General features: G+C 52.3%; 11 protein-coding genes. 1 reads left to right on the top strand and 10 read right to left on the bottom strand.

Annotation, left to right across the window (positions count from 1 at the left end; genetic code table 11):
• Window positions 1-283: 283 nt before the first annotated feature.
• The 9 genes from Q2J34_RS05940 to Q2J34_RS05900 all read right to left on the bottom strand — a co-directional run bounded on the left by Q2J34_RS05940 (window position 284) and on the right by Q2J34_RS05900 (window position 11,823).
• The gene (locus Q2J34_RS05940) at window positions 284-727 is read right to left on the bottom strand and encodes a hypothetical protein (RefSeq protein ID WP_300969544.1); all 444 of its coding nucleotides are present in this window, start codon (window positions 725-727) and stop codon (window positions 284-286) included.
• Window positions 728-793: 66 nt separating this feature from the next.
• Entirely contained in the window at window positions 794-2,131 is a 1,338-nt protein-coding gene (locus tag Q2J34_RS05935) for a hypothetical protein (RefSeq protein WP_300969543.1), read from the bottom strand.
• Window positions 2,132-2,237: 106 nt separating this feature from the next.
• Complete coding sequence (locus Q2J34_RS05930) at window positions 2,238-3,200, bottom strand: ketopantoate reductase family protein (protein ID WP_300969542.1); 963 nt, start codon at window positions 3,198-3,200, stop codon at window positions 2,238-2,240.
• Window positions 3,201-3,206: 6 nt separating this feature from the next.
• Entirely contained in the window at window positions 3,207-4,577 is a 1,371-nt protein-coding gene (gene lpdA, locus Q2J34_RS05925; RefSeq protein WP_298889126.1) for a dihydrolipoyl dehydrogenase, read from the bottom strand.
• Between the two features lie 39 nt (window positions 4,578-4,616).
• Window positions 4,617-5,363, bottom strand: a complete 747-nt coding sequence (gene gpmA / locus Q2J34_RS05920) for a 2,3-diphosphoglycerate-dependent phosphoglycerate mutase (protein ID WP_298889128.1) — start codon at window positions 5,361-5,363, stop codon at window positions 4,617-4,619.
• Between the two features lie 29 nt (window positions 5,364-5,392).
• Window positions 5,393-8,665 carry a protein O-mannosyl-transferase family gene (locus tag Q2J34_RS05915; protein ID WP_300969541.1) on the bottom strand — a complete coding sequence of 1,091 codons (3,273 nt, stop codon included), beginning with the start codon at window positions 8,663-8,665 and terminating at the stop codon, window positions 5,393-5,395.
• Window positions 8,666-8,829: 164 nt separating this feature from the next.
• Entirely contained in the window at window positions 8,830-9,888 is a 1,059-nt protein-coding gene (locus Q2J34_RS05910; protein ID WP_300969540.1) for a YeiH family protein, read from the bottom strand.
• 34 nt (window positions 9,889-9,922) lie between these two features.
• Window positions 9,923-10,576, bottom strand: a complete 654-nt coding sequence (locus tag Q2J34_RS05905; RefSeq protein WP_300969539.1) for a LysE family translocator — start codon at window positions 10,574-10,576, stop codon at window positions 9,923-9,925.
• A 119-nt stretch (window positions 10,577-10,695) separates the two neighbouring features.
• Window positions 10,696-11,823: an ISAs1 family transposase gene (locus tag Q2J34_RS05900; protein WP_300969048.1), complete on the bottom strand. Its 1,128-nt coding sequence runs from the start codon at window positions 11,821-11,823 to the stop codon at window positions 10,696-10,698.
• 1,481 nt (window positions 11,824-13,304) lie between these two features.
• Between Q2J34_RS05900 and Q2J34_RS05895 the strand changes: the two genes are divergently transcribed.
• The gene (locus Q2J34_RS05895) at window positions 13,305-13,796 is read left to right on the top strand and encodes a hypothetical protein (RefSeq protein WP_300969538.1); all 492 of its coding nucleotides are present in this window, start codon (window positions 13,305-13,307) and stop codon (window positions 13,794-13,796) included.
• A 63-nt stretch (window positions 13,797-13,859) separates the two neighbouring features.
• Here the strand turns inward: Q2J34_RS05895 and Q2J34_RS05890 are convergent, their stop codons facing one another.
• Window positions 13,860-16,310: an outer membrane beta-barrel protein gene (locus tag Q2J34_RS05890; RefSeq protein WP_300969537.1), complete on the bottom strand. Its 2,451-nt coding sequence runs from the start codon at window positions 16,308-16,310 to the stop codon at window positions 13,860-13,862.
• Between the last annotated feature and the right edge of the window lie 428 nt (window positions 16,311-16,738).

The following is a 16,738-nucleotide window of genomic DNA, read 5'->3' as shown; positions in this document are numbered from 1 at the left end:
CAGCGATTCGCCTTTATGCAACAGTCTCCAAATCGTTTTCCAACGGTGGAAAAGAAAGTTTCCAAGCTTGGAAAATTAAATTTCCACCCTTGGAAAAGTTCTTTTCCTCCCTTGGAAATTTATTTTTCCAAGGCTGGAAAGTTTTTGGAAAACCTATCTCCTGCCGAACGTACACACCTGCCGAGCATACACAAAAGAAGGGGCAGAAACCGCTTAGGTCTCTACCCCATACTTATTTGTCGTAGGGCTATGCCTCTACAAATGTGCTGTGCCTTAGAGCCTGCTACTTGACAAGCGCAAAGAACATAATAGGCTTTGGAATAATAGCTCCATCTTCCTGCTCATAGACGACCAAGATATTCGTATCCCAATTGACCTTCATGATAAAGTGATGAGTGATATCTTCCATCTTTACCATAGCTGGATAAGCCTTTTGCGTGGCATCGTAACTGTAGGTCAGCGAAAATGTGAGCTTCATACCTTTGGTAGCTACTGTCAACTCACCCTCCGTCTGAGAGGTAAAGCGAAGATCTCCTACGCCTTCACCGATCAGATCGCTAAGGTCCTCCCCCATAAGATCGGACAAGATCTGCCAGTGCGTATTAACAAGTGCTACCTTGGGGTCTTTGTCTTTGGGGTCCTTATCCTTCTTGCAGGAGCTGAGCAGGAGGGTGGTACTGGCTAGCAACATGGCTAGGCAGATGCGGATCAATTGTTCTTTTCTCATTGAGATTGGGTTATTTATTGGTTTAACGCCCGCTAAGGTAGTGCTTTTCCCCAATATAGGGCGCTCTTAGCGATGCGGACGCTCGAGCTGTCGTATCTCCTGAGCAAGTGCACGCAACGCCTTGCGAGCTGCGGGGAGCTCACGCTCGAGCTGTAGGATCATCTCGGTCAGGTCGGCATCGCTACCGCTATGCTGGTGATAGGCTGTGCGGAGACGAGCCAGTGTCTGCTCCTGCTCGGTGAGCTGCTTCTGCTGGGTCAGATATTGATCATAGAGGGTCGCAGCCTCGGCGGAGTGAAACTGCTCGCGGCTAGTGTAGATCACATTTGGTGCCACGACGAAGGCTCCATGAGAGGCGCTGCTGTGGGCAGGCTGTGCGGCAGTTTGCTGGCTCAGCAAGGCAGTGTAGTCTACATCCGCCCGCTGCGTGATACGATAAGGGCGTAGCATAGCGTACTGACGCAGGAGGGCGGGATCGTTGGAGGGGACTTCGGTCACCTCGCCATCATTGTAGACAAAGCGATAAACGGTGACCATGCCGTGGGGAGCATAGCGGTCGGATACGAGGTAGCCGAGATGACGCTCAGCGTTGAAAGCGAGGAGCAAGTCATCGCCCGTGCTGTTGTACGGGAGTCCCAGCGGGACCGGCTGCAGATAGCCTCCCGAAGCGGTCTGGCGGGTCATGTAGAGGTCTCGCCCGCCCAGTCCGTGCTTGCTAACAGCTGAGAAGTAGAGCGTGATACCGTCAGGAGCTAGCGAGGGGTAAGAGGGCGCCTCTAGGCTGTCTGGGATGGCGGTAATAATCGTAGCATCCGCTTGGAGGGTTGTGGGGATCGGCTGATTGGCTAGGAGATCGCCATAGACGAGACGCACGGGTGCCTCGGGACGCTCTCGGAGCGGTCTGATGTATCGATCGCTTCGCTCGGTGAGGAAGCCTAGTCCTAGGCTGTCGCAGGAGAAGACTTTGACGCCTTGTCCATTGAGGTAATTGGCTAACTGCTCTCGTGCAATGGTGACGGTGTCGGCCACTTCTAGCCAAAGGACGTTTCCCATGAGCCGGCGTAGCGCATGCAGTCGCTCAGCGTAGAGGTCGGTGGCGTGATGCGCCTTGCGCGCTCTGCTCTGCTTCTCGAGCGAAGCGGACAGCTCGTCTAGTCGTAGCTCTCGGAGGTAGCTCTCCCAGAGAGCGGGCAGATACTTAGCATTTTGATGAGCGAGGTACTCATAAGCCGAGACGGCTAGGTCACTGCGTCCTCGCTTTGTAGCCTGCTCCACGAGCTGCGTGGCGGTAGCTACAGAGGGCTTCGTACGAAAGGCTTGCGTGAGCGAGTCTAGCTCCTGACCTTGGACCATAAAGAATGGCAGTGTGAGGAGGCAAACGAAGAGGACGAGTAGACGCTTCATGGGGGATTAGAGATTAGAAATTAGATGTTAGAGATTAGAGGTTAGATATTAGAGCAAGCGTCTCGGAGTAGTCAGACGAGATCCGACAGCTCCGAGACGCTGATGATTACTGCTGCGCGATGCGCTGCAAGATGCCGGCGTAAGCCTCTTCGTAGTGTGGTGCTGAGAGGCCTAAGCGACGACTCTCACGAGCCACATAGCCGACAAGGCTCTCGACCTCGCTCTGATGATGGTTGCGTAGGTCGCTATTCATCGAGGTGGTCGTGGCGGGTGGCATACGCTCTATGCGACGGAGTGCTGAGGAGACTGGATCGGCATCGCTGATGCCCCACCCCTTAGCACGGTAGAGCTGGCAGAGTTCTTCGGTGAGTCCGATGACAAAGGCACGATGCGCACCGAGCAAGCCCTCGACGTTGCAGTCGTAGTAGCCTGTCGCAGCTGCTGAGTTGGAGAGCATGAGGTACTTTTTGCGCACCTCCTCCATAGGATCGTCGGGGATGACCAGGTCGATGTCCGCAGCTTGAGAGATCTGGAGGAGTCGCTCTTCGCTAGCCGTTCGCTCACTACCGATGGGGCGTGCGAGAGAACCTATATAGAGTCGCTCGTTGTCGGAGTGGCTCTCCACTACACCTGGCTCTGTGCGCCGTGCGGTGATATAAGCGACACCCGCCCAGCGCTCGACCTCTGCGGGGAGCATCGTGCGGAGCTGCTCGTGGATGTCTAGACCATTGAGCAGGGGCAGGACGGCACTCTCTTTGGTCAGATAAGGCTGGAGCGGACGTATGCTGTCGGCCAGGTCATAGCTCTTGGTCACGACAACTAGATAGTCTATCGGGGCCAGCTCTTGCGGATCGCAAGTGACGCAGCTAGGACGCACAACGGTCTCTGCCAAACGAGGCGAAGAGATGCGCAAGCCCTCACGGCGTACACGATCGTAGTGCGCTCCTGGACGCATAAGGTAGGAGACGCGCAGCTGGTCGGGATGCTCCATAGCGTAGCGTGTCCAGAGCCCGCCGAAGTATCCGCCGACGCCTCCTAAGCCTAGTATAACGATATGAGGAGGTCTCATGGCTGACTAGTGTGTACGGGGAAAGGTCTCCAGCGTCTCCTTGAGGATCTCAGCCACAGAGGGGTGCGGGAAAATGATTTCGCTCAGCTCGTGCGCTGTCATGCCACGCTCGATGGCTAGCCCAGCAGTGACGATCAGTTCGCTACAAGGATTGCCTAGCATGTGCACACCGAGTATCTTGCCCTCGGGGTTGACAAGGACTTTGCAAAATCCTGAAGCCATCTCGTTTTCGGCAACAAAGCGACCTGAGTAGCTCATCGGGAGCATCAGCTTCGTATAGACCTTGTCTCCATTCTTTAGTGCGTCTTCGGTGAAGCCTACGCCCGCTATCTCGGGATGCGTGTAGACGACCCCTGGAATGGCACGGTAGCTCATCGGATTGATCTTACGGCCGAGGATATGGTCCACCGCTACCTCTGCCTCACGCACAGCCGTATGGGCTAGGAGCGAGTGCCCATTGACATCGCCCGCAGCATAGAGGTTGGGGAGCGAGGTACGGAGGTATTCGTCAGTCTTGACGCCTCGACGCTCTAGCTCGAGCCCTTGGCTGAGCAAGGCCTCGAAGGAGCTGGTCACAGGACGACGACCCACGGAGAGCATCACTTGCTCGCCCTCTACCTTAAAGGTCTCACCCTCGTACTCGACCTCTACGCCATCGGCATAGAGATGCGTCACCTTGTGCTGGAGGTAGAACTTGATGCCACGCTTCGTGTACTCCTCACGCAGGAGTGCAGCCAGCTCGCTGTCCATTCCATTGATGATCTCGGGGAGCATCTCAACCACAGAGACGGTCACGCCCATCTCGTTGTAGTAAGCTGCGAACTCCATGCCGATGACGCCACCACCGATGATGACGATCGAGGCGGGAAGCTCCTTGCTGTCCAATGCCTCTCGGTGGGTAATGTAGTGCCCCTCCTCGACACCTGGTATAGGCGGGATAACCGTCTCTGAGCCTGTGCAGAGGAGTAGATGCTTAGCCGTATAGGTCTCACCAGCTGCCGTGACGGTATAGGTGTCGTCACTATTGTGCGCTGTGACAGTTGCATGCTCCGTGACCACGGTCACGCCAGCATCTTTCATACGTGCACGAATACCAGCGACGAGTTTGCGCACGACTTTGTTCTTTCTAGAGATAACCTTGGCAGGGTCTATCTGCTCTGGCGTACAAGTGACGCCATACTTAGCGGCACTCTGTACCGTCTGCCAAACTTTAGCCGAGTACAGGAGCGTCTTCGTAGGGATGCACCCTTCGTTGAGGCAGACGCCTCCGAGCGCACGCTCCTCGATGAGCAGCGTCTGCAGTCCGCCACGAGCAGCACGCTCAGCAGCTGTGTAGCCCGCAGGTCCTCCACCGATGATGATCAGATCGTATGTCATAATAGTTGGGAGTATCTAGTGAAATGAACGGAATCGTGTCTACTTGCTCTTGCCCTGGTTGGCAACGGCTGCCTGAAGCTTAGCTATCTGCTCGGGATCACCGAGGAAGTAGTCACGCTGCAACTGCATATTGTCGTCAAACTCGAAGACGTACGGGATGCCCGTCGGCAGGTTGAGCGCAGGGATCTCTTCGTCTGAGATACCCTTGAGATGCTTGACGATGCCTCTCAAGCTATTGCCGTGAGCCGTGACGAGGATCTCGCCATACCGCTCCAGGTCGGGACGAATGTTGCTCTCCCAGTAAGGAAGGATGCGCTCGACCGTCTCCTTGAGCGACTCCGTGAGTGGGAGCTCGTCCGGATTGACCGCAGCATAGCGTGGATCGTGCTGAGGGGCACGCTCATCGGTCGGGTCTAGCGGTGCGGGCGGCACGTCGTAGCTACGTCGCCAGATGTGCACCTGTTCCTCGCCATACTTAGCCGCTGTCTCGGACTTGTCCAGTCCTTGTAGCATGCCGTAGTGCTTCTCGTTGAGGCGCCACGACTTCTCCACGGGGATCCAGTCGAGGTCCATCTCATCGAGGATAATGTTTAGCGTCTTGATGGCACGCTTGAGATATGACGTGTAAGCCTTGCCAAAGCGAAAGCCTGCCTTGTGTAGCTGTCGGCCAGCCTCGTGTGCCTCCTCGACACCTTGCTCGGTGAGGTCAACGTCTGTCCAGCCGGTGAATTGGTTACTCTTATTCCACGCACTCTGTCCGTGGCGTACTAATACAAGTCTTTTCATAAGGGTGAGATAAAGGAGTTTCTAAATGATTACTGATTTACTATGTCAGAGAGTCTCTGATCAAGCTGCTGAGCAGTCACCTCCTTGAGTGCCTCTAGAGAGCCGCCAAAGGTGGGTAGTGCTTGCTTTAGCATCGGCTCATACTCAGCCGAGAGGTTGCGACCCCAAAGCATATCTATACGGAGTAAGTCCATCAGCGTGACGAGCGAGTAGCGTACCATCGAGTCATTGATGAGTGCTAACTGATGACGTGGTCTCTGCTGGCTAACCCAGTAGAGAAGCTGTGCCGTGTCTCGGTAGAGCGCACGTAGGATCTCGTCACCCTGCTTCGGCATATCCGCACGGTAGTATGCATCAGCTAGAGCTACGTCCGTCATATCGTAGGGTACCGCCTTGGGCGAGATCACCTCGGCACACTTTGTCAGCACCTCTTGAGCTCGCTTGGTATCGCCTTGACGCAGGAGCGCTTGCCCTAGCGTCGCAAAGACACGAGAGCGATAGTAGTAAGAGATGTTGCGTCGGATATTTTCATCAAAGTAGATGTCGGGGTCGTTGGCATTGAAGTAGCGATACTGGTGCATCACCAAGTCATACAGACGCTCCACATCTACCTCGTAGGGCGTACCCGCTACGGTCGTCGGGTTAAAGCGCTGCGCCATACCCACATAAGACATATACTGTCTCTGGTTGGCAAAGATATTCTGAGGAGCCGAGCTTACCCACATAATCGGTCTCTGCCACTCAGCTGCGCCCAGCATGTCTAGGACAAAGAGCTGATCTCTGGTTACAGCCGACTTTCCCTCTAGCGAAAGCACCATACTCTCGGGCATAGGCAAGCCCTGAAGCTGCGGGAACTGCTTAGCAACAGCTGCCGAGTCAACGGGGAGCAGCACCTTGTCTGTAGGCATCTGCGCCTGTCCCTGAGGCACTATCTTGGTCGCCTCCTTCATAGCTTGATCAAAAGGCATCGGCACCGCACTCGTCGGGCGTATCAGCGCATAAGAGTTCGTTACGAAGAAGGCCGGAGTCATATACTTATTCGGTATCGGCTGCGCCTCGTAGCTGTGACGTAGCATGTGCTTGCCGTACCACTCCGACTGCAGGTAGCTCAGATTGCTCACCTTGACATCAGTGCGCACGCCCTCCACCTCCTGGGCATACCACAGGGGGAAAGTATCGTTGTCACCGAAGCAGAGCAGCACCGCATTGGGATCGCAACTGATCAAGTAGTTGTAGCCAAAGTCGCTCGCTAGGACACGCCCCGAGCGGTCGTGGTCGTCCCAGTTTTCCGAAGCCATCTGTATCGGCACGATCAGCCCTAGTACCGAGACGATCGAGGCGGTCAGTACAGGCTTGAGCTTAGCACGGCTCAGCAGCTCGTAAAGGCCTGCCACACCGAAGCCGATCCATATTGCAAAGGCGTAGAAAGAGCCCGCATAGGCGTAGTCTCGCTCACGCGGTTGCCCTGGCGTCTGGTTGATGTAGAGGATGATCGCCAAGCCCGTCATGAAGAAGAGTGCCAGCGTAATCCAAAAAGCTTGCATCCCCTTCTTGCGCCTCGTCACTTGAAAGGCAATGCCGAGGAAGCCGAGGAGCAGTGGCAAGAGGTAGTAAGCGTTGCGCCCCTTGTTGTTGCGAAGTTGATCTGGCAGATCTTTGGTCTTACCCAGTGCGATCTGATCAATAAACGAGTAGCCCGTTAGGACGCCTCCCTTGAGCATACCGCCATCGCCCTGCAGGTCGTTCTGACGACCTATGAAGTTCCAGCCGAAGTAACGCCAGTACATGTAGTTAACCTGATAGCGCAGGAGGTACTTCAGGTTGTCCGCCATCGAGGGCTTAGACATATCGTCTGGATTGCGATCTACCCAACTGTTGTACCCGCTTATATGCTCCGGCTGCGGAGAGTACATACGGGGGAAGAGCATCTTGCTATCCTCGGCATACTTGACCTTCGGCTGACTGTAGATCTTGACATACTCGTCCGGTTCGTTGGGATTACTCTTCACCTTAGGCGCATAAACTGGGCTGCCCTCCTCCATAGCTATAGGACGCGCCACGTAGGTAGCACTGTACAGATGCGGGATAGCGCCGTACTGCTCGCGGTTGATGTAGCTCTTGATGGCAAGTGCCGTGTTCGGCTCATTCTGATTCATCGGCGTGCCAGCCAGCGAACGCACCAGGATCACCCCATAAGAGCTAAAGCCGATCATGATGACCAGCATACACATCTGTGCCGTGTGCAGCATCTGGAGGGAGACCTTTCTGTTTTGAAATAGGTATATCGCCAGAGCTATCGTCACGATCACGCCTAGCCAGACGGCTCCTCCGAAGTATGGGATGCCGATCAAGCACCACGAGAGGATAAACGAGCTAATGATCAGACTACGACCACGCTCGCCTCGCTGATAAAGCGTGAGCGAACCGACCAGCACCACCATGAGAACCGCCAGATAGAGGTAGAAGCCACTGTTGTACGGCATCTTCAGCCCATTGACCACCCAGCGATCTATCGTACCACCGAAGGCGACGACACCCTGCATGATGCCAAACATGATGACCGCAATCAAGACGAAGGAGACGATCAGTGTCGTCACAATCCCCTTGAAGGTCAGCGTATCATGCTTGCGGAAGTAGTATATGAGTGCCATCGCCGGGATGCAGAGCAGGTTGAGCAGGTGCACCCCGATGCTTAGTCCCATCACGTAGGCGATCAGGACTATCCAGCGGTCGGAGCGGTCATTGTCTGCACGGTCGCTCCACTTGAGCATCAGCCAGAAGACCAGCGCCGTCAGGAAGGAGCTAAAGGCATACACCTCACTCTCTACAGCACTGTACCAGAAGGTATCTGTAAAGGTATAGAGCAACGCTCCCACCAGACCAGAGCCCATGATCAGGATCGTCTGCGCTAAGGTAGGCACAGGCGTCACCCCCTCAGGGATCAACTGCTTGGCACAAGGCGAAGCACCCGGTAGTAGCACACGGCGCACCAGATGGGTGATACTCCAGAAGAGCAGAAGGATCGTCCCCGCACTGAGCAGTCCACTCAGCGCATTGGTGTATAGTCCCGCCAGCTCAGGCCTAGGAGCTAGGTGTGCAGCGACATTGTACACAAGCATGTAGATCGGCGCACCAGGTGGGTGACCCACCTCCAGCTTAAAGGCCGATAAGGTAAACTCGGGGCAGTCCCACAGACTCGCTGAGGGACCGATGGTCATCAGGTAGACCACCGCTGCGATGACAAAGGTCACCCAGCCCACTACGTTGTTCAGCAGATTGTACAGTCGCCAGTTCTGTTGCATATCTATAGTTAAGGTATCGTATATGGGGACAAAGATACGAAAATAGAGGTTAGAGGGTTAGAAATTAGAAGTTAGAGATTAGACTCTAGTGGCACTCGCCTCACTAGGAGCACTAGCCCCCTCTAACCTCTAACTTCTAATCTCTAACTTCTAATCTCTACCCTCTACCCTATCAAGCGGATCAGGCAGTAGCCCCCGATGGTGAGCCACAGATAGAGCGCACCCGCTAGCAGGAAGGGCTTGCCACCAGCCTTTCTAAAGCGAGCAAACGACGCATCACTACCGAGCGCCGCCATGGCCATACAGAGTCCGAAATCGTCCGCCCAGCGGATGCCGCCACAGACCTGACCATAGAGATCGCTCACACCCTGCTGCTCAGCAAGGTAGCCGATGAGCGTATTGACGCAGATCATGATGAGAAACCAGATGGCGAACCAAGGTATCGACACCTTGCGCTGCGCCGTAGCTCCTCCGCCACGCCCGCCACGATGCAGGACGGAGGTGAGAATCAGTAGGAAGGGAGCCAAGAGGATCACACGGATCATCTTCGTGATGGTCGCTGTCGAGGCTATTGCCTCACCCATAGCACCGCCAGCGCCCGCCACGTGAGCCACCTCGTGGAGCGTACCCCCAGTGTAGATAGCCATCTGGTGATCCGTCAGCCCGAGCCACCCTGTCGCATGAACGAGTGGATAGAGAAACATGCTGAGCGTACCAAAGAGCACCACCGTAGCGACGGCTACGACCGTCTTCTCCGAGCTGGCTCCCAGCACAGGCTCGGTGCCCAGCACGGCTGCGGCTCCGCAGATGGCACTACCCGAAGCAGTTAGGATGGCAGTGTCGCGATCCATCTTGAGCCAGCGTCCGATGAGTACCCCGAGGAGGATCACCGAGGTGACGATGATGAGATCATAGATGAAGGCCGTAGCTCCCGCCTCGTAGATGTCTGCCAGCGTAAGGCGAAAAGTGTAGAAGACGATCGCCAGGCGCAAGATACGTTTCGATGAGAAGGCTAGCCCAGGTACCCAAGCGGGATTGAGCTTGTGCCGTAGCGTATTGGCATAGATCATGCCTATTAGGACGCTTATGATAAGTGGAGAGATACGGAGCGTCTCCTTAAAGAGTGGCAACTGCGCTAGTAGCACAGCTACGCCGGCGAAGGCTGCCATCAGAAGTAGCCCACACCAGAACCCCCCTGAGGGGCGTGAGATTGCTTTTGTCATATATATAAATAAGGTATAGGTCTAGTCGAAGCTTTTACAAAGCCACAAACGTGTAGAGTAGCGAGACAACCGCAATCACGGCAAAGACGAGCGCAAAGATGCGATTGAAGAGACGCAGATTGCGCAAGCTCACAAAGTCTCTAAGACGGGTAGCTATGTAAGTAATAAAGAGCCACCAACTCAAAGCTCCCAGAGCGATGGAGATCAGGCCGAGAGCAAACATCCCGTAGGGGGGCTCACCGAGTGGATAGACAAAGTTAAACTGACTGAAGAGGACTACATAGACGGGGACGATGAGCAGATTGGGGATGGTCAGCAAGAAGCCACTACCTAGGTGGGAGAGGTTGCGCTGATTGATCTGCCCTACGACACGCTGCGACATCTCAAGGCGAGGTTTGCTGAAGTATAGGTATATAGCAAAGGCCAAGAAGAGAAGACTCGCCACGATACGCAGAGCCATCTTATTGTGGTCTACATAGTCTAGCATGATCCCCGTAAATAAATAGGTGAAAATCGCATAGACTAGGTCGCCCAGTGTGGCTCCTATACCTGTGATGACCCCTGCACGTCGTCCCTGCTCGAGAGCACGCCGCAAGCAAAGGATCCCAGCAGGACCCATCGGGGCTGAGATGCAGAGACCTATGATAATACCTCCGACTAACTGTAATATGTACTCTGTAATCAACATGTATCTATAGCGTCAGAAGGAGAAGCCCCACGGAGCCCACTCCTACTTACTCTCGTGCAAAGATACGAAATTAGAGATTAGGGGTTAGAAGTTAGAGGCTAGATGTCAGGGCTGACGCATTATAATTCCATTTCGAAGATTTCCTCTGGAGTCATACGTGCGAGCTTTTTCCTCAGGCGCAGCGTTGATGTGGCTTTGAGCTTGTCTTTAAGCCGTTGAATGATAGTCAGGTTTATCTTATTTATAATGTTCATGTTCTGAGCGGCATTGCGGGTTCTCTTGGTAGAGTAGTCCTCTCTGAAAAGCATATCCAGCATATAGTGAAGCTTGTTTTCCACAGCCCAATGCTCACGGATCAACTTGAAAACTTCTGTCCCGTCTGTCAGGCTAGAGATATAGAAGGTGGTCTCGCTGGTGGACTTATCTGTCTTCTTGTCCGTCCGTACTCTTGTCATCATATGGATACTTTTGAGCCCGTCCCATTTGTCTAAAGTCGAGTCTGGGTCTAGAGATAAAGGGTCTACGATGCTACTCATCGTACGTGTTTCTATTCGCCCATGACCAAAGTCTTTCTGTTCTTGATGCACTATGTGAGCATCGTAGAGGGGACAAAAGAAACTTTGCACCTCTTCCTTCGTTAGCTTCTGATTATCTTTAACTTGGAGTATGTAGTCGCCCTCTTTTTCAACCACTGCCTTTGCGATCTCGGTCTGAGTGCCGATAGCGTCAATGGTGATGACGGTGTCTCGTAGATCTAGAGCCTTGAGGATCTCTTTGATGGCATTGATTTCGTTCGACTTAGTGGAGATATATACCTGAGCCAATGAGGCTTGCTGGTTGGGGTCAAAGGCTGTAACGCAATGGCTGTCGGCATCAAAGTCTAGCTTCTTAACGCCTCTCATCGTCTTACCATCTAGACAGATGTGCTTGCCAGTTGTTATCTCAAAGCTTTCCTCTAGAAAGGCTTTGTAGACTTGCTCTATCTGCTTGGGATCAAGAAGACTGATGGCGCGATTGAGCGTGTCGTGAGAGGGGACTCCCCAAGAGCTCGACTCTCCTGATATACGCTCATATAGAGCCTCTAGATCATCTTTGTACTCTTCTGCGTAGTCTTCTATTTCATACCAAGAGGAGCAGCCAGAGATAGTAGCCGTGAATACAGTTGTGAGGATGTACCCTAAGGGGAACTTTTTGCATCGATTTATGCGTGGATCTTCGACCATTAGAAGGTGATTGAATATACTCATATTATCTGTATATAGTATTGATTATCAGCTATAAAGGTACGAAAAGTTTATGACATAGACAAGCCTTTTTGAGGGAAAATCAAAGAGTTTTTGAGGCTATATTGAGTTCTCTTTTTAGGCTCTTCATTCTGCCCTCAACGCCAAAATCAGCTTTTCATTTATAATGCGTCAGCCCTGAGTCCACCTTACAGAGCCGACGCATTATATACAATGAGCTCATCTACCTCTCGACTTTTCGTTTGTCGCTGATGTGTAGCTGTTGGCTGTTGGCTATTAGCTGTTAGCTAGTAGTGCTAGTGCCCTTGGCTGGGCAAATTCAACGTCGGCTCGCTACAATAATTTAGAGCCGATTACATATCAAAACGGCATCGTGTCGGGGAAAAGTGATTTCCACGTGGATATTTCGAAATACCCACGTGAGAAAGAAAAAATTCCTCCGAAGTTTCATTCGTTTCCTCCGAAGTTTCATTTGATTCCTCCGAAGTTTTATTTCACGCCCACGTGGAAAATAAAAAACTTCCACGTGGAGATTTGAGATTTTCCACGTGGATATTCGAGAAAGGAGGGGATCGGACGAATTTCCCCGTAAAGATATGTATAATTAGAGGTTAGAGATTAGAGGTTAGAAGTTAGAGATCCGATCACTCTGATAGCTCCGATGGTTTCGATAGCTAACAGCCAACAGCTAATCCATGGCGGACACATTATATATAGTGACCTCATGAGACTATTGCATAAAGGCGCATCGCTGTGTTGCTTTCGGGATTCGGCTTCGGTCACATACGGAGGTATGCTCCCTTCAGACCTCACCCTCAGCGCCTTGCGCTTTATCCTTTCTGCATAGTCTGGACATGTCCAGATTGTTGACTTTTGCAACAGTCTCCTCATCTATTCCTTGCTTGTTGCTAATACGAAGCTCCTAAAAGAGCGACTATAATGCGTCAGCCCTGGGCTAGATGTCCGATGGCTCCGACACCTCCGATAGCTCCGCCCACTCTGAATACCTCCGATCCGCTCCGATCTCTAATCTCTAACTTCTAATCTCTAACCTCTAATCTCTAACCTCTAATCTCTAACCTCTAATCTCTAATTACATTTCTTTACAGGGAGATTCGTTCGATTCCATCCTTTATCGAATATCCACGTGGAAAATCTCAAATCTCCACGTGGATATTTTTTCTTTCCCACGTGGGCGTGATTCATTTCTTCCGAAGTTTCATTTCATTCCTCCGAAGTTTCATTTCATTCCTCCGAAGAATTTTTTATTCCCCACGTGGAGATTTCGAAATATCCACGTGGAAATCACTTTTTCCCGACACAACCCCGTATCGATATGTAGTCGGGTCTAAATTATTGTAACGAGCTAGCGTCGAGTTTTCCCAACTAACAGCTAATTTCGTATCTTTGAAAAGTCAAGACAGCTCCCGTAACAAAGGAATATTCACCTGGACAATTGCGATCTGTCACCAAAGGAACCTCAAATGATTAGACTAGCATTATTAACTCTCTTCTTTTTTCTTGGATCTTCAATAATGGCTCAAGAAAAGCGTCTCACTCTAAGATGCTTAGACGTCTCTTATGAAGCGTCTCACAACTTAGCTTTTGTGAATAGGGCTATCCGATGTCGTAATGAACTAAATGGGGATACATTAGTTATAAACCAAAAGATTCCAATCGTCGAGACATCCGATGAATTTAGAATTTACTTAAGGGGATTTGATGGATATTTCATAGAGAAGGACGAGCATTTTACAATTGAAGTAAGACCAATAAATGTATCTGCCATGAAGGATGTGCCATATAACTACTATGAGATAAACTGTGTTTTTGAAAACGACACATCTCCTCGTTTTTATGAGATAACAAAAAACACGAGCTACAAATACATTGGTAGTTATGAGCGATACGTAGACATAGAGAATGAATTATACTTAGTAACTGAGGTTTCAAAGTCGCATTGCAATAAGCCGTAAGCTTTTAGCCCCCCAACGGCCAAAAGCTAACAGCCAACGGCCAAAAGCCAAAGACCAACGGCGTCAGATACCGAAGCGGTCGGTCGAGAGCTGTGTAGGCTCCTTCGTCTCTACCTTGTCAAAGCTACCGAACGTGTAGCTCAGATGGACTGAGAAGCGGGTGTTGTAGCGCGAAGGCCGGAAGTCCACCTGATGGATGCCGTAGTTGACCCGCACCCGTGGCACACCCGCATTGAGGAGGTCGTCTCCTCGCAAGGTGAGGCTCCACTTCTTATCCTGGCTGGTCCACTTAGCACGACAAGCGAGGTTGTATCTATCGCCTAGACTATAGTAACCCTGTATGGTTCCGTGCAGATAGCTTCCGTCTAGCCCGATGGTGATATTGTGCTTTTGGCTGAGCCTAAACTCATTAGAGAGGGCGACATAGTACTGAGGCTTGGTGCACTGATAGGTCGGCTCGTAGGGAATGTCTAGCTTGACCGAGTTGAGCTGACCATTGAGGGTCAGGCGCGCGCTCCACCACTGGGTCTGAGGCAGTGGCACGACAGCTCCGATACTGACATTATTGGCGTAGTGCCAGTTCCATGTTTTGTAGACCAGACGACTTCTATCAGGGTCTAGATACATCTGCTGCTCGAAGCGATGAGGCTGATAGAAACCGCTCAGGAAGAAGACATACCGCTGCTTGAAGATGTAGTTCACCTGCCCACTGTAAGTCACGTAAGGTCTAAGCTGTGGATTACCCTCCCAGAGCTGATAGCGATCATCCGCCCGTGAGAAGGGTTCACGCTCCCAATAGCTCGGGTCCCTCTTGACAGATTGTATATTCACCTGTAGAACATGGTTGGGATTGCGTGCGTAGCTGAGACTCGCCTGCGGGATAATCTGAAAGGTCTCATCCGCACCTATATAGTTTGCATAGTCACCGATCAAGGTTAGCCCGAGGCTTAACCCATTATTAAACTGCTTTTTACCGCCTATATAGAGGTCTGCCTGTAGCTCTTTACTGGTTCTTGACACTGCGTCGTTTGGCACTTGCTGACCATTTCGCCAGAGGTAAGTTTGTCCATTGATCGTCTTGGAGTAGGAGACCTTGGAGCCGTACGACAGACCCCAGCCGCTCTCCCAACTATGACTATTGTCGATATGCCCGCCCCAAACCTGCGAGAGCTGATCACTCGTATAGCTCGTAGCATAAGGTGAGCTGGCCGACTGCTCCATACCATAGAGCACCTCTCTGTGATTCCGATAGTGCGTGTAGAAGAGACCCGCCAGCAAGTTGCCACCCAGTCTATAGTTTATGGCGACGTGATGCGTATTGGCATTGCCTTTATTGAGTGACTCCAGAGGTGTGCGCTCCTTTTGGTTGACTTGGTAGCGGGTCGTACCCTCGGGAGGGGTCAAGCTCCCGTAGTAGTCAACGGATAGCGCATGCCGCCCGAACTTATACCCAAGCTCGGCAAAGAGCGTATGCTTGTTATAGTTCGTGTAGCCCGTATTTTCTATCGCAAGCCCCTCATTATAGCGACCAAAGGGAGCTATGTCGTAGATCAAGTCGCTTCGAATTTTACCTAGACTACCCCTATAATTGGCAGTGACGGAGAAGCCATTGGGAGCAGCGTAGTTGACACTAGCACCCGCAGCGTAGTTGCTGTAGTACTTATTGCTATACTCGGCAAAGAGCTGACCAGAGGTACCACTCAGAGGAGTGCCCGCAGCCTGCCCCTTGAAGACCACATTGATCGAAGCCCCCTTAGCCCGATAGCGAGCAATGGGAGTATAGGATATCTCCACACTAGCGACCATCTCTCGGGGAATGCTCTTGAGGCGCTCCAACAGCATATCCTGAGGGATATTCGAGGGCTGACCATTGAAGACCAGCGTATAGCCATTGGTCCCCACGAGTGTCGGCACATCGCCCTGCATGGACATACCAGGGAGCTGACCCAGCATCTCATAAGCGGTAGTGACAGAGCTATGCGCAAAGAGCTGATCAATATCGTAGCTCGGGGTGGTGCCATCAACGAGCTTCATGAGCGGACGCTCGGCCTTGACCACCACCTCGCCCAGCTCACCTATCGCCTGATCCATATAGAGCACGTCAGGCAGCGGAGCATCCAGGCTCACGCGGAGGGTCTGATACGCTAGATGGTTCACCTGGAGCCAATGCGCCCCCACCCCTGAAAGCTCAAAGGTCCCCCCGTCGCTCGAAAGCGTCGTGGAGACCACCGTCGAATCTGCCGAAAGCAATATGACAGTCGCCATAGAGATAGGCTCCTCGGTCACCCTATCTCTGAGTTGCCCACGATAAGTCTCACCCTGCTGCGGGTGTTGCGTCTGCGGCTGTGCGCTCTGAGACTGCTGGGGTTGTTCATTCTGAGATTGCTGGGGTTGCCCTTTGACTGTCTGTCCGTTGGAATCTTCTTTAAGCGTTTGTCCGCTGAGGCTTTGGGTGAGCATCAAGCTAACCACAACCAATATCGCAAGAAGTCCGCTCTTTCTTCCTAAGATCATAGCTATTTTTGTCTGTTTGTCTGTATGTTACTGCACTGCTTGTCGCAAAGGTAGCTTTTTTTTTTTTAGATGCGCAAGCCAACACTGAGACCTCAACTCCGCAAATCTCACAAGTAGCTAGATGAGACCAGTAGCCCGCCGCGGTGGTGCACGGCTCGTTTCTAGCAGAAGAGCGTTCGCTACAATACAGCAAGACGAGTAGCGAAATGTAAGGGCGCACGGATCGGACGCAGACCGTCGGTGCGTCCGTTGTGTCAAAGGTTACAGCATCGATGTTTTAACGGGGACTGCCACTCGTCTTGATAGGAGTCCGACACCTCCGATCCACTCCGACCGCTCTGATAGCTCCGATACACTCCGATCTCTTCCGATTTACTAAAGTTCTCAAGTTCTTTTACTACCTTTGTGGTGCGCTTGAATAGGTGTCT

This window comes from Porphyromonas vaginalis (assembly GCF_958301595.1).
GTDB lineage: Bacteria > Bacteroidota > Bacteroidia > Bacteroidales > Porphyromonadaceae > Porphyromonas > Porphyromonas vaginalis.
Note: the sequence above shows the minus strand (reverse complement) of the source record. Positions and strands in the feature narration are given on the sequence as shown.